Genomic DNA, 23,955 nt, shown 5'->3' with positions numbered 1-23,955 from the left:
TATTAATTAATCAAATCATTAAGTTCTGGTATTTATTGCTGTTTGATAGTATGATATCATATGAATAGCGAACAGTAAAATTGATAATTTCGAAGTAAACATTCGAAATTATTGATATGTGGAGGTTTAATTATTGGATATAAAACAACTAAAAACTTTTTTATCTATAGCCAGATTACAAAGTTTTACACTGACTGCACAAAAACTGAATTATGCTCAATCAACCGTAACCACACAAATTCAATTACTGGAGAAAGAGTTCGGAGTAAAGTTGTTTGACCGGTTAGGGCAAAATATTACATTAACACCTGACGGCAAGAAGTTGCTTCCATTTGCCGAACAAATAGTTAAGCTTTCAAATGAGGCAAAAAATGTTATGGATAATTCAAATGAACCTAATGGAACTCTATCTATTGGAGCAGTTGAATCACTATGTGTAATGCGGCTGCCAAAATTACTTAAAGAATACCGCTCACGATATCCCAATGTTGAGATTGCATTAAGATTTGGTAATTGCAATGAGTTTCTCCGCAGTTTAAAGGAAAATACTTTAGACATTGCATTTTTTCTTGAGAAAAAAATAGATCAGGAGGAGTTTGTTACAGAAATCCAATTTCCTGAACCGATGGTAATCCTGTCTTCGCCCGAGCATCCTCTTGCCCGGGCAGGTAGTGTATACCCCAAAGATTTGAATAATCAATCATTTATCCTGACAGAAGCCGGCTGCGGTTATAGGGCACTTTTTGAGAATATGCTGACCCGATACTCCATAAGACCTCATTCAATTATTGAGACCGGAAATGTGCAGGCAATCAAGCAGTTGGCTATAAGCGGCCTGGGTATTACTCTATTGCCTTTAGTTGCAGTAGAGGAAGAGTGTTTTCAGCAACGTTTGGTAAAACTGAACTGGAAAGGACCTGATTTTGAAATACTAACCCAGGTACTATATCATAGAAACAAATGGATTTCCGCACCGTTAAAGGCATTTATAGAATTAATACATGAAATAAAGCTTTAGATCCCTTTGCAGGTTAAAAAAGCAGTATAGCAGCCGAATATTGTCCGAAAAACCTTCACTATCGCACAAAACTTTACCGGTAAACAATCAAAAAAAATGGTGTTCCTAAAGCGTCGAACTTCCCTGGACTGCAAGAGGCTCCGTATCATGGAATACAGAGCCTCTTGCGTCTAAATCTCATGCCCGATAGGCATACCTATACGTTTTTATTAAAACCAAACCATTCCTCCGCTAATATAGCGTATTCAAATGTATCAAGCCAGATTGGGTTCCCCTGACTGTCACATTTAAAGTATATGTTTTCCCTCAGATGCCCTTCTCTCCGCATTTCCAGCCTTTCCAGCAGCTTCCACGAAGGTATGTTTTCAGGATTACACATAGCTACAATCCTACGTGCATTCAGCTGCTCAAACGCATAATCAATTATTTTTCTGCAGCTTTCTGTGGCATAACCTTTTCCATAGTACGAAGGATTAAAAACATATCCAATCTCCCATGTCAGAAATTCTTTAGGCTCTTGCTGCTGAAAATATACGTTTCCTATTAATTTATTGTTTTCTTTCAGGCAAACGGCCCAAAAAGCATCGTTTTGTGAGCGGTTCTCTGCTTCTTGCCTGCACGCTTCCTCTGTAAAAACATCATATGGTTCATATTTTACTACTGCTTCGTTAGATAGGTATTCGTGCAGGTCCTTCCAGTCATCACAAATAAATTTTCTTAATATTAATCTGTCAGTTTCCAAATACATGCTTCTTCCCCCAATTTGCTGTAATATAAATGTCACAACTTGTTGCAAAATATAAGACGATACGCTTACAGATTTTCTTCCTATAGCCTGAACTGTGAGGTTAGCTTGTTGAGCTGCTCTGCCATCGCTTTCATTTCGTGAGTTGTTGTACCTATCTCCTCAAGTATGCTTACCTGTTCCTGTATATTTGCACTCATTTCCTGCGCTGTTTCCGAGCCTTTGTTGGCCGACTCGTTTATCCTGTCCATGGAGGTGCTCATTTCCCCCATTTCTGCTGCTTGTTCCTTAACAATAGATGAAATCTCTGATATTTTTTCTATTACATTATGGATACTTGTAATTATTTCATCAATATTGCGCTTTGTTGTATCCGCCTTTCTGACGCTATCCTGTACCTTTTGTTCCGTTGCAGAAACAACGGTGACAACATTACCTGTTTTACCTATGATATCATTTGTGAGTTCAACTATATCTTTCAAGGATTCCCTGCTCTGCTCCGCAAGTTTTCTTACCTCCTCTGCAACCACAGCAAAACCTTTGCCCTGTTCCCCCGCTCTTGCAGCTTCTATAGCCGCATTGAGGGCTAGAAGATTTGTCTGCTCGGATATCTGTGATATAACCTTTACGATATGGCTGATTTTAACAGTGGAAGTCTCCAGTTCTTTAATTACATTCTGAACGTCTTTTGAAGATTCAGATATATCATTAATAATTTTTACAATATCTTCAACAGATTCCTTGCCGTTAACAGCTGACTTTCTTACAATCTGAGTGTATTCAGCGACATTTGAGGATGCTTCAGCTGCTTTCTGAGAATTTTTTGCAATCATAACAACTGCTTGCGTGGTTTGCTTTACAGACTCAGCATTTGCACTGAACTCCTGGGTCATATTATCTATTCCTCTGGTGATATTCTCAATACCAACATTCACTTCACTAATTGCTGAATCCAGCTGCTCACTGGATGATGTAACCTGCTTTGATGAAACTTGTATCTGCCCTATCATACCTTTAAGCTTGTCTTTAGCTATTATCATGGATTCGACCATTCTACCGATTTCATCTGCAAAATATACTTTTGCCGTAGCCGTCAGATCACCTTCTGCTATTGCCATTGAGATTTTCTCACCGGATTTCACAGGTTTTATTATCAATACTGTCAATGGAATGCTTGTGGCAATTGAAAATAATATTATGAATCCAAGCAGGTATAAAATACTCTCTTTTGCAGACTTTTCAATTGACTTGTTCAGCGTGTCCAATGATAACCCGATGTCTATTGAAGCTATACGTTTACCATCTATTGTCAAATCCACAGGTGTCTGATAGTCTAGTATCCTTATACCTTTTACATTTGTCCAGAAGCTTTTGCTTATTTCCCTGTCTTTCACTGTCTTAACAGTCGCTGGATCGTCGGCATAATTCTTCCCGATATCAGCCGGGTTACTGTCTGCCAACCCCTTATATTCTGAACTCATTAAAACTGCATATGAAATACCCATAGAATTCCCAATGGTTTCCGTCAGTTTTTGGACATCTTCAAAACTATTGGAATTTTGTGCTATGTTTTGCAATGCTACCTGATATACTTTTGCAATATTTGACGCATCAATATACATCTGGCTTTCCATGCTTTTACTTTGCCTTAAGATCAAAACAGCGGTTATACTGCCGCTTGTCAGGGTAATGGCTACAACTAGAATAATAATCAGTCTGATTCTAATGGACATGCTTTTAATAAATTTCATCTGCATTTACCCCCTGTTATTCAATTATAATAAACATTATATCATTTGACATAATGTTTTACCAAAAAATATATAAAATATATATTGGTATATTTTATCAGGCCCGTGCATTTATCCGTAAGCTGCCCGTGGCGGAAAACACTGTTATTGAATTGCATGTCTTTATTTCCTCATTCCGTGCAAAACCTTTTTGGGGTTAACAATTACCAATAAAACTGCGAAAACTAAATATACTGGAGCTATGAAATAAAAAATCTGAAGTGTATCCAGCTTAATAATTGAAATGAAAAAATTAAATAACTGGTGAATAATAATAGGTATCAGAAGATTTCTATTTAAATTGTAAAAAGCAGTTATAATAATTGATGTTGAAATAATACATACCATAAACAGAGCAATATATTGGATTAGCTTATCCCCTGAATACCCTGATGCTACAAACCATAATGGTGTATGCCAGAATCCCCAAACCGCTCCAATTATAACAGCAGAAAACACAGGCGAAAACCTTTTCTGTAATTCATTTAATGCATAACCCCTCCAACCTAACTCTTCACCCAACGGTCCTCTTATCAGTTGATTGAAAAAGCCAAGTATGATAACAGTTGATGATGCTGTTACAACTGAAGAAATTGGGATATTAGTCATAATTGAATAAGAAAATATATTAGCTAAAAATATGATTATGTAAATAAAAGCTATAGCAACTAATACCGGAATTTTTACCGCTGAAAAAAATTGCTCTTTCAAAAATTCTCTAAGTGCCAAATCAGGATATAGCCTTTTGTATAATACTAAAAAAGCAAAGCTTGGTGACCACGAACAAATTATCGGCATAATATTTTGAATGAGTTTTGGACCATTCAGCATTATTATCCCACCTGTTAATATAAAAAGTACCCAGAAAATCAAATACGTTAGCATGAAAAACTTTATTACAGGTCTTTTAAAATTATTATTTCTATACATACAAATCTCCTCTCAAAATATCCATATCTGAAGATGTATACGGAATAGCTTATCCCTTGTCTGATTTCTTCTGCAAATACTTCTCACAAGAAAACACTATAATTAAGCATGTCAGAGGAGTGTGCCATTGAGTAATATGCAAGGATATTTGGGGAAGATAACTAAAATGAGTTATTACTACACACTGATAACAGAGTTGAAAATGAGCAGAATTATTTTTTTACTTTATTTTACTGAACCACCGTGGAAAACACACTCATAAACTTTAGTGCCACCACAGAATATTTCTTCATAACCAGTAAACCACTCAAATTCCCCATTTATTACGCAATGATACCTAAAATCTCCATTTTGGTGTACTAGTGGCCCACGATATGGATATTCTTTTGGTACTAATAATAGACACTCCTTTAAAAAATCTCCTGAGAAGCCTTCATTAACAATACGTCCAATATAGTTCATTGACCAAAATGGTTTATCATTAAGCCACAATGCTTCTTCTCCGGCAAATTTTTCACTCCCCAAGTATGTATCAATATACTTTAAATCCTTCTCTATGTATTGCAAGTCGTGGGAATTAGGTCTTGAAGGGATAGTTTCTGCTCCTTTACCTGCATAAGTTGCTTTTTTTGCACGACATAAGAATTCTATTACATTTTCATCAAAAAAATGTTGGTGTTTAGAATTCTCACCTGAACAGTTTTCGTCACCATAATCTTTTATAAGTTTATCAATACTTATTCTGAATAAATCGCTCAGGACAATTAGGTTTCCTATATCTGGATATGATTGGCCCGCCTCCCATTTTGCAACAGCTTGTCTTGATACTCCGACTTTTTCTGCTAACTTTTCTTGAGAAATACCTTTTTCTTTTCTCAACAATTGTAATTTATCCTGAAATTTCATATTCATCACCCCGACTTAAGAATACAACAGTAAAAACAATAATTCTACCAAGCAATGATGGTAAGTATGACAACTACCAGTTGCAAAATATGAGATATTCAAAAATAATACTCAAGAGAATTATCTCCCGAGCCTTATAGAAAGTCAACTTTGATTTCTGCTCTTGCGTCAGTCTCACATTGCTGATTTTATCGGCTATCTATTTGGCAAGCCGGTTCTTTTCTTCTGCTGGAATCTCGAGGTTTACCACGATCGTCTTTGCATCTGACTAAAGAAGCACCATTTTTTTTGCAGTTGACTTTGCCCTTAGGGTAAGGTGTATAGTAGAAGTTAACAAAGTATCGATACTTAAAGCTTTTAGTCCGTAAATACATGAAAGATGGAGGTGGCCTCTTGCTATCGATTGGAGAATTCTCAAAAATATGCGAGGTGTCTACAAAAACCCTTCGATATTATGCTGAAATTGGATTGATTAATCCCGATGAAGTTAATCCTGAAAACGGTTATAGATATTATTCCATCAAGCAGCTAAAAAAGATGCTCTTTATCAACCGTTTGAAATCCTATGATTTTTCTTTGGAGGAAATAAAAGCCATTCTGGACCTGGAAGAGGATCAATCAGAAGAGAAGCTTTGTTCTGCCCTCAACCGTAAGAGAAGGGAAATGCAGGAAAAGCTAGATGCTTTTGAATATATCCTTAAGCAAATGAGTAATGATATTTTAAGCTTAGAGAAGGGTATACCAATTATGTCATACATCGACAATATAGAAGTACAGCTTTTTGAAACCCTGTCAATAAATATCCTTTATACAAGGCAGATGATGAGCAGTGATGACTATGCTGCAGGATATGGAAAGTATTTCAACATGCTTTATGAAAAAATTGCTACTGAAAAACTCACCCTGCTCGGTAAGCCAATGACTATTTATCACAGCACTGAATACAATCCTGCCGGCAATGATACTGAGTTTGCCATCCCGATAAAGGAGGCTGTAAAGGGAACGAGAGATTTGCCTGGGGGCCTTTGTGCTAAGTCCGTTTTAAAGGGGTCATATTCGGAATTGACATCGATTTATGCCAGACTGAAGGAATGGGTAGAAAATGAAGGATATGAAATGACGAAATCGCCATATGAAGTGTATATAACTGACCCCGATAAAGCCACCCATCCTTATGATATTATTACAGAAGTGTATTTTCCTGTAAAGAAAAAATAGTAACAAAACCAGACATTTTCCAGATCGCTCGTCATACTAGACAAAAAAGTCTTTTAGGAGGTACTTATAATGAAAAGAAACTACTGGCCAACTACAGAATGGCAAACCGCGGATCCAGCGTCCCTGGGGATCGACTCTGAGAAGTTTTCGGGACTTGAAACCAAGTTAAAATCCGAATACAGCAATATAAATGGTATTGTTGTTGTGAGAAACGGATATATTGCTTATGAAAAATATTTTAATGGTTATAGCCCGGATGATACCCACCATGTGACATCAGTAACGAAAAGTATAATATCTGCTCTCATAGGTATAGCCATAGATTCAGGATATATTAATAGTGTAGACCAGAAGGTACTGGATTTTTTCCCCGAATATTTTCCCAACGATGCTGATAGACAGAAACAGGAAATCACAATACGCCACCTTCTCACCATGACGGCTCCCTACCCATATGAGGACTGGAACGAACCGCTGGACAAGATGTGTATGTCACCTGACTGGATAAAGTATACTTTGGATATGCTGGGCCAACAAGGAAGCATTGGAACCTTTAAGTATTCCACCTCAGGAGTTCATCTGCTTTCAGCCATAATCACCCGCAGTACGGGAAAAAGTGCCCGTCAATTTGCCAATGAACACTTATTTAAGCACATCGGCATAAAAGAAATTCCGGATTATGAAATGAACTCGTTCGGGTTTGAGGATTTATTCGGCAAAAACGTCAAAGGATGGGTCAAAGACCCGGGCAGCAACTCCACAGGAGGCTGGGGACTTACACTGATTCCCCGTGATATGGCACGTTTCGGATTTCTGTATATAAATCGCGGTTTTTGGGAAAACAAACCGGTTATTTCAGAGGGATGGATTGATGAGTCTACAGCTCCACATTCCGAGACACTGATAGACGGGTCTATAGCCAAATACGGCTATCTCTGGTGGTTGCACGAAGAGGATGGAACTTCTGCATGCATGGCACGAGGTGATGGCGGTAATGTTATTTGTTGTATTCCAGAAAAAGACCTGGTCGTAGTAATTGCATCAGGATTCATCATTAATCCCCGTGATAGATGGACACTGATTAAGGAATTCATTATTCCGGCTATAATAGATTAAACTTACTGCCAGCATGTCTGGCAATGATGAAGGCAGGTATTGGTTTATCAGGGAAGTATTTATGCTTCCCTGAATTTATAGTATTCCCACAGTGTGTGGTATAGCTAGGTAAGCCTTTGCACAAATCTGTTCTTCATATAAATACCTCAGAGGAGCGTTCTGCGCTTTCTGAATGAATTGTACGGTTTTTTCCTAATCCTGCTTCTAATCTTCAGCTCTCATGTTTTCATCCTTTTCTATACACTCTATATAAATAAACTTCTTTTTTTACAGAATTACTTTTTATTTACTCTAATTCTTATTAACTTCAATACATCTTCCAAAACATCTCTATCTCTTACTTCTATCATAAGCCATTTACCACCTAACGCAGACGCTGTTTCAAGAAATAATTGTTGAACATACACTGTACAAGTTGGCATAATCAATTCTGACTCTATTTGCTCCTTTTCACCAATGACGATAAGTATAATAAAATAGCCCTTCATAGGATAAAGAGTACACAGTGATTTACTAGCCTTTTTATACTTTACGTTCCAACCTTTCTGAATCGAACATTTACTGTATTCTATCCTGGGTAGCACAGTGTAATTATCTTCTAAAAATATACAGAACTCCTTCCACAGTTCACTATTAACAAAATCATTTATACCTTCCAATGTTGGTTTATTATCTATGCTATAAAGCTCACTCCACATAATTATTTTATCCACCTTAATTAGTTACTTGCTATTTTAAACCATAGTTCCATAGCAGCTTCTTCCTGTAATGTATCAGAATATACCTCTACCATGAACGGGTCTGTCTTTATTTTTTTGTTTACAAGCCAAGTACCATACATATACTTAACTGCTTTATCCAATGCATCTGTCGTAAGAAGGTTTAAATCCTCTGCTTCAAAAGCACAGATCACATAGTTCCCAATAGGCATTTCAAAATAGGCAAATTCATCCTGAACTTTTGCACCGTCTGTCTCTACACCTACAAAATACCGGAGTTGGCCATCAATTTCACTTGGACTTCCAACACCTATTTCTTTTCCACCTTCTTTTATATTGACAATATTACGTTTTTTACTGTGAAAATTTTGCCATAACTCCGCTAAGAAGTCTATACTTGGGTTATTGGAAAATACGGTATCAATGAATAATCCTGCAAAACCTCGAGACTCAAGTAAATTGCGGCGGCTCGCTTCCAGAATAATGCCATCAGCTACCAATGGTACATTTTCATCTATCAATCGGTATTTCATAGATAAGTCCGGCTTGATAAAATGCGATAAGGGTCTTGGTTGCTTACGGTAAGTATCAGGCGCTAAACCATAGGCTTCCTTAAATGAACGTGTAAAGGTTTCATGATTTTCAAAGCCAAATGCCAAGCAAACATCAATTATCCGCTCATTCCCATTAATTAAAGATTCAGCTGCTTTTGCCAACCGGCGCAGCTTCACATACTCCATTAAGGGTTTTCCTACCAAACGTCTAAATAATCTCTGATAATAAAAGGGCGATAAATTTGCTATCTGTGACAATTTTTTAGCTCCAATTTCCTCAGATAAGTTCTTTTCAATAAATTCTATCGTTTGTTGTACTGATTCCCATGATTCCATAGTATGTACACCTCCTGCTACAATCATAACAGGATATCCCTAAAAATGTCTTGACTTACACTGCCCTATTACAATTTATAGGTCAATTCTGAAATCAATATCTTTAATATATTTTTCAAAAAATAAGCTCAATGGTATTGTTCTCTGAGCCTTATAGAAAGTCAATCTTAATTTCTGTGTCCTGCTTTAGCCTTACATACGTTATCCTATCAATAATCTGCTTTGCAAGGCAGGCTGGTATCCATGGGCAAGTTAAGCTTTTGACTATCAAGTATTGTATTGACAATCACTCATATAATCACAGCAGACAATCTACTTTGCAATATTCACAATTAGTTCGCCAACATGTATCTTCTCAACTTTATCCATTAGGATTGTTTCAGGGAACCAAGCGATTATGTTTCCATTTTCATCAAGGGAGCAGTCTTTTCGTTCGGACACACTTCCATCAGCATAAGTTAGCTGGATATATACTCCATAATATGAGCCGCTAGCTGTACTTACATTACTTAAAATGTCAACGGGCATACCGGAATCACTCAGAGTAGTAGTATTGACAATTAAGAGCATATCTGTCATCGAGATACTGTCAATCTGCAGAGTCTTACCGCACATTGCAACAGTTTTTGATTTATTGGAATTTAGTATGGTTACCGTGTTATCTATATCTTCCATTAGTTCGAATTCCACAGACCAATTACCACGAATAAGCTCATCAGGCCACGTCTTGCCTGCTATCTCGGACCAGTTGCAGCGTAGTTCATCAACCTTTAGGCTGACAGCCTTTTCGGAAAAACCTCTTGGAAAGCTCCATGTGTAGAAGCAAAGTAAAGTTTTATGATCTTCTGAAAGTTCTGTATAAATACCTCCAGCCATACCAGAATCAAAAATGTTTTTCCCTTTTTTATCACAGAGATTAATACTGGGATTTATACCATTTCCAAATGCCTTACCGTTATCTTTCTTAAAGGTGAACAATACAACAGCTGTGTTATTACATACATGCGAAGAAACAACTCTCATGGTTACACCATTATCACTATCCGAGAGTCCTATGTAATGCGTGTCTTCTCTATTTAAATGAAGTACTTCAGCCAGAAGTGCCCTAAATTCAGAAGAAGCAGCAAATGCAGTTAGACTTGCTACAAAAATCAATGTTAGACTTGCAGCTAGTACAGTCCATTTTGACCATTTATATTTATGATGGGATTTTATTCCCACATTATCTTCATCCGCTCTGCTAATTAGTTTATCATCGACCATTCCAATAATATCAAGCAGTCTTTCATTTTTCATAATGTAATCCCTTCTTTCTCAAGGTAACATCTCATTTTTTTACGAGTGCGGTATAGCATAGACTTTACTTTGCTCTTACTGATTTTATACTGCTCAGATATCGCCGAAATCGAATCCAGATACCAATATCGTCGCAGATAGATATTGCATTCCACCTTTTCAAGTGTCCAGAGAAAGCAGTTAATTGCCTGAGCTATTATGTCGTTCTCCAGTTCCTGCTCGATACTACCCACAGCCGGTATGCATTCCTGTAGTTCATCAAGTGCAAGAGCCACTTCACCATTACCACGCTTTTTTGCATTGCTTTGCTTATATTTATTTAGAGATAAGTTACGTGTGATCTTTCCCAGGTAGGATGAAAGAGCAAAAGGCTTATTCGGTGGAATCGAGTTCCATGCCTTAAGGTATGTATCATTTACACATTCTTCAGCATCTTCATCATTGGAAAGAATATTAAAAGCAATCTTCCTGCAGTACTTCCCATATTTCAATGATGTTTCTAATATAGCAGTTTCTATGCGATTCCAATACAACTGTACAATTTCACTGTCTTCCACATAACCACCCCCTTTTATAGTTTATAGCCTCTAACTATATGTACAACAAATTTTACTACTGGTTGCACTAGTATAAAATATTTAGGAAGGCTGTCAATCAAAGCAGACATCCCTTAGAAGCTAATACAAGTTTTCTTAACTTCGCATTATCCTGTAAATGCCAAATATGGTTATATCATATCATAAAAACATTAAAAAATAATGCCCAAGGAAGCTCTCCCTCGAGCCTTATAGAAAGTCAATCTTAATTTCTGTGTCCTACTTTAGCCTTACATACGTTATCCTATCAATAATCTGCTTTGTAAGGCAGGCTGGTGTCCATGGGTAAGTTAAGCTTCTGAAAAGGCTAAGGAGGAAGATAAGCCAATACTTCTAAACATAGGCTATTACTCATGCCACTAGTGCCATTTACGTTATGAACAGTAATTAGAAAATACGTGATTTACAAGGTTTACAAAAACAGCCTCACGTTTTATTAAAAGATAATATTGAAGGAGTGTCCTGGAACACTCCTTCTTAAATGACTTAGTACTGTGATGAAGTTAATAGACCCATGGCCCATTATGACATGGTGGAAATGGATTTATATCCCGAATCTGGCTAAAGGAATAATGTTTTGTTGCAAATTGGGATTGGTATAAATACTCAAGTAAGTATATTTCTCCGTTGGCAACGTAGCAAAGTATACCTGAAACACCTTGTCCGTTCATTAGAGACACACCTACAGGTTGGTTTATTAAAAACTGAAGTTTTTGCTGCCAAGGCATATGGAATCACCTCCTGTTACAGTGTATTCAGATTAACATAAGATATCGCCAGTATAAGGTCATATCTTTATAAAAGTATATTGAAATATAAACTCTTACTACTCAATCAACACTTGCGCCTGTTCCGGATCAAGTATCCATGTTTGCTGACTGCCTGAATATCTCCAGTAATATACCAGTTCACCAAGTGAGTCTGCGTGTGACATTCCTGCGATGTCATCCATTGCCATCAGTTTATATGGCACACTTCTATCAATTTTGATTGGATAAAGATACGGCGAGTAAAGAACAAATCCGTTATATGGCCTAATCAATGTCCCGTCCTTGTTGTATATCACGCCCTCATAGACTTCTTTCCTGTCGCTTACATCAAGAGTAATAGTTTGATTTAATGTTTTGCTGGTGATATCAACCTTGTAAAAATCCTTATAAATTACATCAAAACCCAGCGTTTTTGAAAGCGTATCATAGTCTACAGGAAATTTATCAGGAGCAATTAGAAAAACAGCCCGGTTATTTAAAAAGGAGACCAAATAGTAAACAGCCCTGGCTCCTCCTAAGGGCAAGCTTATAAAAATATCCTCCACCCTGTCGCCGGTGAAGTCACCGAGAAAAATCCATGGAGCTGCACTGTAGTTATAATCGGGTGAAAGCGGTATGGAATATCTATACCCGGATTTTCCGTCATCAATGACCAGCATGAAATCCTTATAGAAGGAGTTTTGATCCTTATTTCCAGTCAGGTACACCCTATCTGGAATCATATCACCATTTACATCTCCGACTTTCATATCTATTATCATAGATTATCCCTCAAATCATGTAATATTTACTACTGCATAATATGAAGGTCATTAACTGTTAGTACCACGTTTCCATAATTAATTATTCAAGCTTGGCTCATTTCACTCACAAGTCTTACCATTACAAGGTCAGCCGACACCGTTTTTATTATCAAGAGTTATGAAGGAACCTTTTCATGGATGGTTATTCCCTAAAGCCTTTCAATCTTTTTATTATAGTTAATACCAACGGTAAACAATTTATGGTGGATATATCGCCCTTTAAAGTGGAAATCAGAAGTATTATAGCGCTTATTTCCCTATATTACTCCGTTTATCTTTTTAAAATTCCGTTATATTGCTTTGCAATGCTTTTAAAGTATAGTTATGGATATAGATATATGGTTAAGCGAACAGACTGCAGACGCTAATACAACCACTAAATACAGAAATGGAAATCAAAACTTTACCGTAGTTTTCAACAAACCGTCAAATATTGCACTAAAAAGGTTTGCGAATAAAGTTTACGATATCGTCACAGACATCGCAAATAAAAGGGCGTCAGCGTAAAGCTGGCGTTTTCTTTATCGCTAAATTACCTGATTAGTGGTATACTATTAACAAGATTGTGAAAGGTGATGTTGACCCATGGAAAGCAATGTACAGAAGGTAATGGAGCTTATTGATACGCTGACCCCAGATGAGAAAAAGATAATATATAAGAAAATGAATGATGAAATCAACGGCAAGCTGCTTGACTTCCTTGATACCGTGAATGAAAGGGCTGAAAAGTTCTCCATTTCAATGGATGAAATCACAAAAGAGGTTGAAGAAGTCAGGAGCAACAACCATGGAAAAATATAAAGTCGTAGTTGATACAAATATATTTGTGAGTGCATTCCTCGGAAGTAAAAAATGCAAAACTGATTGTCAGGGACGTATTTACGGGGCAGTATTCACTTATCATGTCCCATGAGCAATTACAGGAAGTAAAGACCGTTTTGCAACGTCCTAAGTTTAGTAAATATATTCATCCCCATGAGCTTGACGAATTTATTAGCCTGTTAAGCTTAAAAACCATCGTACCTTCAAACTACGGAAGGATAAATGACTGTCGAGATGAAAAGGATAATATGATACTGGAAGCAACGGTTTATGGAAATGCCGATTTCATTATAACGGGTGATGAAGATTTACTCATATTAGACCCATACCGTTGGATTAAGATATTAAGTCCTGTCGCATTTAGTAAAATGGCTGAAGAACTTGATACCCACTATTCTACAGTAAGAGACTGGGTAAAGTATTATAAGCAGGATGACAGTAATGCCTTCCCTGGCAGTGGCAACTTGAAACCTGAAGATGAAGAACTTAGAAGGCTTCGTCGTGAGCTTGCAGATCTCAAAGAGGAGAATGAGATATTAAAAAAGCTGCGGCCTACTTTGCGAAAAATCAGAAATAACAAAGTTAAGATTTATCCATGAACACCGCTTCAAATTTCGGATTGCAAAGATGTGTAAGGCCCTTAATGTGTCAAGAAGCGGATATTATGCATATTTGAATAGGCCTGAAAGCAGGCGCAGCCAAGAAAACAAAAAGCTTCTTGAAACTATCAAGCAGATTCATGAGGGCAGTCATAAAATCTATGGTGCACCACAGATTAAGAGGAATTTACCTGATGATCAGAATGTAAGTTTAGGGCGTGTAGCAAGGATTATGCGAGCTAACGGGATTCGTTCAAAGACAGTCAAGAAGTACAAGGCAACTACAAACTCTAAGCACAACCTTCCGGTAGCAGAAAATCTATTAAACCAGTGTTTTACAGCAGAAAAATCAAATCAAAAATGGGTAAGTGATATTACATATATCTGGACTGAGGAAGGCTGGCTATATCTTGCAGGAGTTATGGATCTTTATGGACGGAAGTTGATTGGTTGGTCGATGGACAGCCGTATGAAAACAGAACTTGTAGTATCTGATTTAAAACAAGCTATTGGAAGAACAAGAGCATCAAAGGGATTATTAGTACATTCAGACCGTGGCGTCCAGTATGCTAGCAAGGAATACCAGAAGCTTCTTGAAAAGCACGGTATTATATGCAGTATGAGCCGAAAAGGCAATTGCTATGATAACGCTCCAATGGAATCCTTCTGGGGTAAATTAAAAGGAACCGGCATAATAGCAATTAGGTGAAAGAGTGAGATTGAGAGATTCTCATTGTCTACAATTGCGGAGTAAGGCCACTTTTCAGAAAGCCAATAGACAGGAAGATAAACCTATCTTCCTGTCTATTGGCTATAGCTGACCTGTATTCAAAGAACTTGTCATTGGTTCCACAACGGTCATGGTATCTAAAAAAATATTAAGGTAAAAAATTATTAATCTCCATGCTTTTTATTAAATAATTCGCCTTCTTGCCATTTTTGATATAAATAAATCAAAATTGCTACCCCTGTCATTATAAGGTAGGTTGTAAAGGCCGACAACCAGCCTGTTGCCATTCCGAGTCTTCGTTGAATAGGATACCATCCCCATATATATAATGCGTCCAATATCAGGTTAGTAGCTAAATATAGCCAGAACCTGCCATATGTAAACCTGAAAATCCAAATTGTTATCACTAAATATGCACTGAAAACCCAAGGTACATTTGCAACCTTGTCCCATCCAAAAAGCCCGGATTCTCTCCACCAATTGTAGTAATATGCTGCTTGATAAATAAGTGTATTGATAACTGTTACAAACAAAGCTACAGGCATAAACCTTCGTAAATTGGTTTGTCCGATAAAAATTAATGTGAACCAGGGCACTATAAGTAATGACCACAAGATTATTTGCTGCATGTAGTTAAACCTCCCATTATGGAACTGTATTTTAATATTCTAAAGATTAATTTAGTTTTCTATACATATTAGATTATCAAATTAAACAATTACAACTTTAATTACAATAAATAATGTTTTTTGCTGGTAATCTGATTTTTCGTTAAATCGAACTTTGACAATTGGGGAATAGTAAAATGAATAACTTTTTAGGAGTTGAAAACAAATGAGCGAACATAAATATACAAACAAATTAATTAATGAAAAATCCCCCTACCTGCTCCAGCATGCCCATAATCCAGTAAATTGGTATCCGTGGAGCCAGGAAGCTTTTGACAAGGCAAAACAGGAAGACAAACCGATATTTCTTTCCATAGGTTATAGTACTTGCCATTGGTGCCACGTTATGGAGCGTGAATCCTTTGAGGATGAAGAAGTGGCAGAAGTACTTAACAACCATTTTATATCTATAAAAGTAGACCGCGAGGAACGTCCAGATGTAGATCATATATACATGACTGTATGCCAGGCTCTCACGGGTCACGGCGGATGGCCGCTTACAATTTTTATGACACCCGATAAAAAACCCTTCTATGCAGGCACTTATTTTCCCAAACAAGATAAGATGCGAATGCCCGGACTCCTAACTCTATTAGACAGGGTTATCCATGCCTGGACAAATGACAGGGATGCACTGATACGCTCAGGCGAACAAATTACAGACTCAATAAAGGACGATCACACTAATAATGAAGAAAAAATCCCGGAAAATATAGGTCGTGAAGCTTACTCGGATTTTCGTTCGGATTTCGACAGTATTTATGGAGGGTTTGGTGGAGCACCCAAGTTCCCTACTCCCCACAACCTGTATTTTCTTTTACGTTATTGGTATATGACTAAGGAAAAGCAAGCACTAGAAATGGTAGAAAAGACTCTGGACTCTATGCACAGGGGAGGAATCTACGACCACATAGGATTTGGCTTCAGCAGGTATTCTACCGACAGAAAATGGCTGGTTCCTCACTTTGAGAAAATGCTGTATGATAACGCGCTTTTAGCAATAGCTTATCTGGAGACTTATCAGGCAACCAAGGACACCAGGTATGTAGAAACCGCAAAAGAAATATTCACCTATGTTCTGAGGGACATGACCTCTGCAGAAGGTGGTTTTTATTCTGCAGAAGACGCTGATTCAGAGGGCGAAGAAGGTAAATATTATGTATGGACCCTTGATGAAATTAAAAAAGTCCTTGGTGAGGATTCCGGTAAATACAGCGAGTATTATGGCATAACAGAAAAGGGTAACTTTGAAGGTCTTAATATACCAAACCTTATTGACAGTACAATTCCTGACGAAGATAAGTGGTTGATGGAAATATGCAGACAAAAGCTTTTCGATTATAGGGACACCCGTATACACCCCTATAAGGATGATAAGATATTAACGTCATGGAACGGTATGATGATTGCAGCTTTGGCCATGGGAGGGCGTATCACTGCAGAAAAAAGATATACAGCGGCTGCTGAGAAGGCTGTTGAATTTACCTACTCAAAGCTTGTCAGAAAAGACGGACGATTACTTGCAAGATACCGTGACGGGGAATCAGCCCATCTTGGCTATGTCGACGATTATGCCTTTCTCATATGGGGCTTGATTGAGCTTTATGAGACTACGTACAACCCGGATTATCTAAAGAAGGCGGTAAAACTCAATGATGATCTTTTGAGCCTCTTCTGGGACAACGAAAACGGAGGCCTGTTCATATATGGAAACGACAGTGAACAGTTGATTGTAAGACCAAAGGAAATCTATGACGGTGCAACACCATCGGGAAATTCTGTAGCAACAATGAACTTCCTGCGTCTTGCAAGGCTCACAGGCAATCATCAACTGGAGGACAAAGCCCAGCAGCAGTTTAAAACTTTTGGTGCCAACGTATCCAGAGTACCCAGAGGCTACTCCTTTTTCCTTACAGCGCTGTTATTTGCCCAATCATCAGCTAAGGAGGTTGTATTGGTAAGTGATAAGGAAACACATGATATTGACAAGATGGTAGAAATCATTCGTGAAGAATACAGGCCCTTTATGCTAACTATGGTTTACTCCGATGAATACAAGGAGATAAAAGAACTGGCTCCTTTTATTGAGGATTACAAAGCAATCGGTGGCGGAGCAACAGCTTACGTTTGTGAAAATTTTGCATGCCAGGCACCAACTACTGACATAGGACAGTTTAGGGATATGCTGCAATAACTCACGTGTGCTGTAAATCGAGGTGTTCATCAGGGAAATAGACTTGTTGAACACCTTTACTGTAAAAAAACAGATATACCTATGGGTTTCCACTTTTGGTAAGTTCCAGATATACCGGAATCAGTTTTCCTTCTTTCAGCACATATCCGGTTTTCTGCGTATAGAAGTAGCCTCCTTTGAACAGCTCTGCATTTTCTTTTGTCACAAGTGTCTGCATCCCTGAATTATTTTGCCCAAACTCTACAGACCTCAAATGTAAAGGGACCTCTTTAGAGAATAATTCCTTAGGTTCCCCGTAAAACCTTATAGTATTGTCATTTACAGTAAAACTGATTTTTTTACCAAACTCAGGATAACCAACATCAACCCTTCTCCCACTCACTTTTACCTTTTTGTCAGGCCTTTCCACTGATAATTTAAGAAGCTTGTCAGCTTTATATTCATACGGATAGAATTCTTCATATGGAGCCCAGTCTGCGGGTTTTATTGCAGAACTAACAATTGCAGCTTTTGTTTCATTGTCAACTGAACGAAGCATATTAATTACCGGTTTTGTCCTGATACCACTTTGGGCATTATCAAATAAAACTTCCTCTTTATCACCGATAACAATACTCAAGACAGGACTAATACCAGAATAATCCATATCAATATTCCGTCTGAGGAAAATATTTTCATAAATCTTATCACCGTCCAAATCTTCATGCAATTCCGCAGTATCCAATATCAATCCTTCCTGCGTGAAATCCACGGAAGCATTATTCTTATCAAATCTCAAGCTGGTCCATAGATTATCCTTTTCGCTCCATAGTTTATAGAGTTTTCTGTTGTTTTCAAAATAGAAAATATTGGTCTTCGAATTGTAATGTATGTCGTGTGAATCGCTTGTCCTGATAGTGAAATCATACTCATCGTAAATTTCCTTATCACTGTTCTCTGCAGCATACTCTTCAGCCCAATCGAGAATATATCTGAAAGCATTGAAAAACTTCTCTTCCGCAAGGTAAAAATCAGCTTCATTCTTTGGCTTTATGAATAAATATCTCTCCCCGGCAGTATCAGGATACTGAATCCTCCATGGTTCCACTATGGTTTTCCGGCCTTCAGCAGCAAGCTTTCTTACTCTTTCGAAAGCTTTCTTTGACTGTTCCGGGTTGAACCCCTCTTCTAGCGGAGCCAGACTCTTCGGATATAACTTATTCCACTTCAACGCATCATTGGAGGTGATTATTGTACCAGCATCGCCAACAGCAATATATTTATTTCCATCCCATATAATTTGACTTAAAACCGACCTTGTTATGCGTGGTGCAGGAGTCCACGCCATCCCGTCAGCTGAGGCTAGTATTATCCCCTTTTGGCCTACAGCCACAAACTTATTCCCACCCCAGACAACACCCGAAATATATAGAGTGTAGTAATCATCCACTCTTTCAATCATATCAATCTTTAAACCTTTATCTACCCAGTTTATCCCATCCTCAGACACCATCAAAGCCAGATGGTCTCCAACAGCAACATATCGTTTGCCGCTCCATGCAAGATCAAAAAACATACCCGTACCCAAAGAGTGCGAAACATTAATTTGCCACTTGTTCAGATCTGCAGAAGACAATATGCTGTTGCCGCTCCCTGCAGTGATATATTTTTTCCCATCCCATAAGACGCTTGACATAGAATATGAATATCCTCTATCCGTGTTATTATTTAAAGCTGCATCAGGAAACTCTTTTACAGACCACTTCCTGCCATCAATTGAGACCAGAATACTTCCAAAACTGATTGCAACATACTGCTTGCCATCCCATATAATCCTTTGAATACAAGAATTTGTACCCGACTTTACAGCTTCCCAGCTTTCACCGTTTTCCGAAAGTAACACTGTCCCCTGGTCACCCACTGCTACAAACCGGTTTCTTCCCCATACAATTCCCCATAGCCCCTTATCGGTACCGGACTGTACTTTATTCCATGTGATGCCGTCAGCAGAATTAAGTATTTCACCCATAAAGCCTACAGCAACATAAACACCTTTTTCGCTATACGCTATCCCTTTTAGATCGGCAGTGCTTACTGGGGCCGGATATGGTGTTTGTACCTTCCTCGTTGTAGACTCTGAAGCAATTGAGGGCTCTTGTGTCTGAAAACTGCTGCAGCTTGCCAAGACTAAACATAACAGTATGCCAACAGTATATTTCATTCGATCACCCCCCATTGTTTCTGTTTGATTAATCCATTTAGTGATAACTCATACTAAGCATATCAAATCTTAGAGGGGCAAAGATTAAAGTAAAGTTAAAACTCTGTGTGGAAAGGTTCCTACGCTACAGCAACACGGTTTCTCCCTGCTTTTTTTGCTTCATACAAGGCATTATCTGCCGCTTCGATTATTGTATTCAAACTGCCGGTGGACTCTTTGAGAGAACATAGTCCCAAGCTGACAGTTACCTTTATGTTTTCATCCTTTTCATTCTGTATTCTGTGATATTCAACAGACTTTCTGATTTTTTCCGCAAACTGTAATGCTTCCTCTGCTGTCATACCGGATAGCAGTATTATGAACTCCTCTCCTCCATACCGGCCTATAAGTCCATTATTATTCATACTTTCAATACATAACTGTGCTACGGATTTCAGAACCTGGTCGCCAAAACGGTGGCCATAATTGTCATTTATCTTCTTAAAATTATCTATATCCATCATAATCAGAGAAAGAGGTTGGTGTTCTCTGCAGCTTCTTTCAAACTCATTTTCTGCCAGTTCGAAAAAGTGCCTGCGGTTGAACAATCCTGTAAGGCCATCAGTAGTCGCAAGTTTCCTTATATCTTCAAACAGCTTCGCGTTTTCAAAGGCAATACCTGCCTGACCAGCAAAGTTGAATACAAGCTCTCCCAGGTAATCACTAAAGACATTGACCTGACTGTGTCCCAATGCAATGATACCGGATACCTGATAATTGTAAATCATCGGAATACAGATAAAGGAACGGATGCCTGTATTAAGGACAAAGTCCCGGTAAGCAGCATCATTTTCAGTGTTTCCTATAATTACAGGTTTCTCGCTATCCAAAACCGCTTTAAGAACATGGCTTTCATTTATTTCGAAACCATTTTGCGCATTCTTTTCTGAATCAACCCAGCCCCTGTTTGCAATCACAGCGAACCGTCCCCGATCTTTTAAAACAATCAAGGCCTGTTCGAAAGGAACTATATCCTGTATACTTTCCAGAACACGCTTTGCCACCTCTCCTACTTCCAATGTTGAGGAAAGTGTCCTTGTAAAATCGTTCAACCTTTCTGCCAGCAAGCGGCTTGTCCATTCCATCTCCAATTTGCGTGCATTTGTAATTGAAAACTTTACAGAAGACCGCAATGTCAGCAATGTATTTACGCGCGCCAACAGTTCAGCTTTATCAAAAGGCTTTGCCAAATAGTCATTAGCTCCGGCTTCAAAGCCCGCCGTTATATCCTCCAGTTGGCTTTTTGCAGTAAGCATCAGTACAGGAAGCTCCAAAAGCGAATGCTTTTCTCTAATAATGCGGCAAACCTGGTAGCCTGACATTCTTGGCATCATGATGTCAAGAATCACCAGGTCAAAACCCGGATCTGCTCCATGGATAAGATTAAGAGCCTCTATACCATTACTTACAGCTGTTACCGAATATTCTTTCAGTGAAAGCTGATTTGTTAATACCTGAAGATTAACAGGTTCATCATCAACAATAAGAATCTTATAGGAGTTTTCCGATATCATTGAGTTTGGCGTTACCAAAACATCCTCATGTACATGTATGAGTTCAGGCCGCTTTTTATATCTGTCACTAAAATCATCTTTGGGACTGTATTCCCGTATATCATTGCAAACCGGCAAAGTAAAGTAAAAGGTTGAGCCCGTTCCCGGCTTGCTTTCAAGAAATATTTTGCCACCATGCAATTCTACAAGCAATTTTGTAATATGCAATCCCAATCCCGTTCCTCCGTACTTCCTTGAGACGGAGCTGTCTACTTGCTCAAATGGCTTGAATATATCCTCAAACCTTTCTTCAGGTATACCTATGCCTGTATCGTATATGCCCACTTCTATCATTCCATCCTTCTTCTGTGCAGATACTCCAACCTTCCCGGACTCAGTAAATTTCACTGCGTTTCCAATGAGGTTATGCAAAATTTGCTCCACCCTGCTCTCATCAGCAAATACCAGTGGAATATCTTCAGGAATGTTATTCTGCAGCTCAATAGGCTTTCCTGATGAAAGAGGTTTGGTCAGATTTAATACAAGCTCTGCTACCTGACGCAAGTCTACAGGTTTGTATTGAAGCTCCAAATCATGGTTTTTGAGCCTGGAAAAGTCCAGTATGTCCTTGACCAGATTTGCAAGCCTCTTACCGCTTGAAACAATTATGGACAGGTTATGGACCTGCTGCTTGTTTAACGGTCCCCCAGCACCCTCCAGCATGGATTCGGCTATTCCCAAAATTCCGTTCAATGGGGTTTTCAGTTCATGGGAGGTATTAGCCAAAAAATCATCCTTCATTTTATCAAGCCGTATCAGCCGCTCAGACAGGTCTTCTATACCGCTAAATGCGTGAGAAACCCTTTTAGCCAGTATAACCGCTTGAAAAAACACAAAAACAATAAGTCCGAATGGGGTTAAGGTTATTGTCTGGATGGCTTGCATAGCAGCCAGAATATCATTGACCACAGTGATATAAAATATTGTCATTCCTATAAGCGATACCAGCGCACCTTCCCGCTTCCTTATATATGCAAGTACTATCCAGATAGTGGAAGCTATCACAAGATACAGGACAAATGCCTGGTAAAAAATTATTGTAACCGAATAAATACGAAGCGGAAGCACAATAACCTGAGCTACAAAACATATTGCCATAATCTTGGTAATTGCTACATGGTTTTTGGGAAACTCATGTGGAAAGAGAGTTTTAAAAAGTAACACAAAGAAAAGTGTACATAAATAGAAGCTTATGAATTCAATCTTACGGGCAACCCCCCACCCTACACCATAAAAAATGTCGCTATAGTATATTTCAGAGACAATCAGACTTCTTACTGCAATTGTCAGACATGTAAGGCCGAAGTACAGCATTGCCTTGTCTTTTCTCCTCATCATATAAAAGCATATATAATAGAAAGCAATAATTGCCAAAGAGCCGATAGAAAACAACTCAAGAGCCAGCCATTTTTCTCTGGTCGAATTGACCTGCTGCTGCGATCCGAATACAAAGCCTATCCAAGGTCCTCCCTTATCATACCAGTAGTTGGCTATTTGCATAACCAGCTCTACATTTTTTCCCTTTATCAGAAAAGGATACGCCCCTGGTTTAAATTCAGGCACAGCTTCTGCAGCATTTCTTCCCACCTTGCCTGCCGAGGTTATAAGTACTCCGTTTACCCACAGTTTGAAGGCTGAAGATATACTGGCAGCTTTTATTGACAGAAGATGCTCCCCATCTTCTAAATTGATAACCAAACGAAATGTAGCATATCCCGAACCTTTGATTTTCTGCCCGTTTACTGTCATGCCGTTCCAAGGGGCAGGAACACTGAAATATTGCGGAATCATACCAGTTTTTTTATTGCCGAAATCTTCAGGAGTCAATAACTGCTCCCAGTAGAATTCCCATTCCCCATCGAGCCTAACAGTTCCGTTCTTATTAAAATCCCATTGTGAAAGGTCAAGAATACCATTTTTTGCATAGGGTTGTTTATTTTTTTCCGTTATATTTGATGTGCAGCCACTGAAACTGAGCATTAACAAAACAATACTCGTCAAAAGAATAACAGAAAGCTTTGTTACTATCTTTTTCAAACTTATGTCCAAAAAGATCACCCCTGATTAGTTTGCTTTGCTGTTTGCTATTTGGTCAGAAAAGTTACATAAAAACTTCCTTACTATGAATTTTATCATCTTAAGCAGTAAAATACAATAAGACAAGGCTGTATTTAGCATTGTTCAGAACATAAACCCTACCATATTTAGACCATATATATTAACTTTATACATACATATTGACATTCTGTTAATTTATAGTAAAATATTCTAATACTCAAATTTTGTCCCAGGTAGTTTGCATTACATACTAATTAGGCATCAAGATAACTTTTTCAGTATTTTTATATCAACA

General features: G+C 38.1%; 21 protein-coding genes and 1 pseudogene. 9 read left to right on the top strand and 13 right to left on the bottom strand.

The features are described 5' to 3' along the window. The first annotated feature begins 133 nt into the window (after positions 1 to 133). On the top strand, positions 134 to 1,018 hold the full coding sequence (locus N3I35_19305; GenBank protein MCX8132228.1) for a LysR family transcriptional regulator: 885 nt from the start codon (positions 134 to 136) through the stop codon (positions 1,016 to 1,018). A 196-nt stretch (positions 1,019 to 1,214) separates the two neighbouring features. On the opposite strand, the gene N3I35_19300 is transcribed toward N3I35_19305, so the two are convergent. The 4 genes from N3I35_19300 to N3I35_19285 form a co-directional block, all read right to left on the bottom strand. Continuing rightward, the gene (locus N3I35_19300) at positions 1,215 to 1,766 is read right to left on the bottom strand and encodes a GNAT family N-acetyltransferase (protein MCX8132227.1); all 552 of its coding nucleotides are present in this window, start codon (positions 1,764 to 1,766) and stop codon (positions 1,215 to 1,217) included. 80 nt (positions 1,767 to 1,846) lie between these two features. Then, a complete protein-coding gene (locus N3I35_19295; protein ID MCX8132226.1) occupies positions 1,847 to 3,514 on the bottom strand; it encodes a methyl-accepting chemotaxis protein in 1,668 nt (555 codons plus the stop codon). Positions 3,515 to 3,676: 162 nt separating this feature from the next. Continuing rightward, a complete protein-coding gene (locus N3I35_19290; protein MCX8132225.1) occupies positions 3,677 to 4,483 on the bottom strand; it encodes a CPBP family intramembrane metalloprotease in 807 nt (268 codons plus the stop codon). Positions 4,484 to 4,708: 225 nt separating this feature from the next. Further along, the gene (locus N3I35_19285) at positions 4,709 to 5,389 is read right to left on the bottom strand and encodes a DUF5680 domain-containing protein (protein MCX8132224.1); all 681 of its coding nucleotides are present in this window, start codon (positions 5,387 to 5,389) and stop codon (positions 4,709 to 4,711) included. A gap of 393 nt (positions 5,390 to 5,782) precedes the next feature. Here N3I35_19285 and N3I35_19280 point away from each other — a divergent pair, with 393 nt between their 5' ends. Then, positions 5,783 to 6,607 (top strand): MerR family transcriptional regulator, encoded by an 825-nt coding sequence (locus N3I35_19280; protein MCX8132223.1) that lies wholly within the window; start codon positions 5,783 to 5,785, stop codon positions 6,605 to 6,607. 69 nt (positions 6,608 to 6,676) lie between these two features. Continuing rightward, complete coding sequence (locus tag N3I35_19275; GenBank protein MCX8132222.1) at positions 6,677 to 7,723, top strand: beta-lactamase family protein; 1,047 nt, start codon at positions 6,677 to 6,679, stop codon at positions 7,721 to 7,723. A gap of 275 nt (positions 7,724 to 7,998) precedes the next feature. On the opposite strand, the gene N3I35_19270 is transcribed toward N3I35_19275, so the two are convergent. The 4 genes from N3I35_19270 to N3I35_19255 form a co-directional block, all read right to left on the bottom strand. After that, positions 7,999 to 8,421: a DUF3788 domain-containing protein gene (locus N3I35_19270; GenBank protein MCX8132221.1), complete on the bottom strand. Its 423-nt coding sequence runs from the start codon at positions 8,419 to 8,421 to the stop codon at positions 7,999 to 8,001. Between the two features lie 20 nt (positions 8,422 to 8,441). Further along, positions 8,442 to 9,332, bottom strand: coding sequence for an AraC family transcriptional regulator (locus tag N3I35_19265; GenBank protein MCX8132220.1), 891 nt, complete (start codon positions 9,330 to 9,332; stop codon positions 8,442 to 8,444). A gap of 312 nt (positions 9,333 to 9,644) precedes the next feature. Next, positions 9,645 to 10,628: a hypothetical protein gene (locus N3I35_19260; protein MCX8132219.1), complete on the bottom strand. Its 984-nt coding sequence runs from the start codon at positions 10,626 to 10,628 to the stop codon at positions 9,645 to 9,647. Then, a complete protein-coding gene (locus tag N3I35_19255) occupies positions 10,625 to 11,185 on the bottom strand; it encodes a sigma-70 family RNA polymerase sigma factor (GenBank protein ID MCX8132218.1) in 561 nt (186 codons plus the stop codon). The genes N3I35_19260 and N3I35_19255 overlap by 4 nt, the downstream gene beginning before the upstream one ends. Positions 11,186 to 11,527: 342 nt before the next feature. Between N3I35_19255 and N3I35_19250 the strand changes: the two are divergent. Further along, a pseudogene (locus N3I35_19250) lies at positions 11,528 to 11,587 on the top strand (thioredoxin domain-containing protein). A gap of 140 nt (positions 11,588 to 11,727) precedes the next feature. On the opposite strand, the gene N3I35_19245 reads toward N3I35_19250, so the two are convergent. Further along, on the bottom strand, positions 11,728 to 11,952 hold the full coding sequence (locus N3I35_19245; GenBank protein ID MCX8132217.1) for a hypothetical protein: 225 nt from the start codon (positions 11,950 to 11,952) through the stop codon (positions 11,728 to 11,730). 98 nt (positions 11,953 to 12,050) lie between these two features. Next, positions 12,051 to 12,755, bottom strand: coding sequence for a hypothetical protein (locus N3I35_19240; protein ID MCX8132216.1), 705 nt, complete (start codon positions 12,753 to 12,755; stop codon positions 12,051 to 12,053). A 366-nt stretch (positions 12,756 to 13,121) separates the two neighbouring features. Between N3I35_19240 and N3I35_19235 the strand changes: the two genes are divergently transcribed. From N3I35_19235 to N3I35_19220, 4 genes are all read left to right on the top strand, one after another. Continuing rightward, the gene (locus N3I35_19235; GenBank protein ID MCX8132215.1) at positions 13,122 to 13,304 is read left to right on the top strand and encodes a hypothetical protein; all 183 of its coding nucleotides are present in this window, start codon (positions 13,122 to 13,124) and stop codon (positions 13,302 to 13,304) included. Positions 13,305 to 13,382: 78 nt separating this feature from the next. Beyond that, on the top strand, positions 13,383 to 13,598 hold the full coding sequence (locus N3I35_19230) for a hypothetical protein (GenBank protein ID MCX8132214.1): 216 nt from the start codon (positions 13,383 to 13,385) through the stop codon (positions 13,596 to 13,598). A gap of 101 nt (positions 13,599 to 13,699) precedes the next feature. Further along, positions 13,700 to 14,218, top strand: coding sequence for a putative toxin-antitoxin system toxin component, PIN family (locus N3I35_19225; GenBank protein MCX8132213.1), 519 nt, complete (start codon positions 13,700 to 13,702; stop codon positions 14,216 to 14,218). Between the two features lie 28 nt (positions 14,219 to 14,246). Beyond that, entirely contained in the window at positions 14,247 to 14,927 is a 681-nt protein-coding gene (locus N3I35_19220; GenBank protein ID MCX8132212.1) for an IS3 family transposase, read from the top strand. 185 nt (positions 14,928 to 15,112) lie between these two features. On the opposite strand, the gene N3I35_19215 is transcribed toward N3I35_19220, so the two are convergent. Further along, a complete protein-coding gene (locus N3I35_19215; GenBank protein ID MCX8132211.1) occupies positions 15,113 to 15,577 on the bottom strand; it encodes a hypothetical protein in 465 nt (154 codons plus the stop codon). A gap of 205 nt (positions 15,578 to 15,782) precedes the next feature. Here N3I35_19215 and N3I35_19210 point away from each other — a divergent pair, with 205 nt between their 5' ends. Continuing rightward, positions 15,783 to 17,810, top strand: coding sequence for a thioredoxin domain-containing protein (locus N3I35_19210; protein ID MCX8132210.1), 2,028 nt, complete (start codon positions 15,783 to 15,785; stop codon positions 17,808 to 17,810). A 79-nt stretch (positions 17,811 to 17,889) separates the two neighbouring features. Here the strand turns inward: N3I35_19210 and N3I35_19205 are convergent, their stop codons facing one another. Both N3I35_19205 and N3I35_19200 read right to left on the bottom strand, forming a co-directional pair. Then, complete coding sequence (locus tag N3I35_19205) at positions 17,890 to 20,010, bottom strand: hypothetical protein (GenBank protein MCX8132209.1); 2,121 nt, start codon at positions 20,008 to 20,010, stop codon at positions 17,890 to 17,892. Between the two features lie 119 nt (positions 20,011 to 20,129). Further along, positions 20,130 to 23,651 carry a diguanylate cyclase gene (locus N3I35_19200; GenBank protein ID MCX8132208.1) on the bottom strand — a complete coding sequence of 1,174 codons (3,522 nt, stop codon included), beginning with the start codon at positions 23,649 to 23,651 and terminating at the stop codon, positions 20,130 to 20,132. Positions 23,652 to 23,955 lie beyond the last annotated feature (304 nt).

The organism is Clostridia bacterium (assembly GCA_026414765.1).
Lineage (GTDB): Bacteria > Bacillota > Clostridia > Acetivibrionales > DSM-27016 > SKW86.
This window is presented reverse-complemented; position numbering and strand designations above follow the sequence as displayed.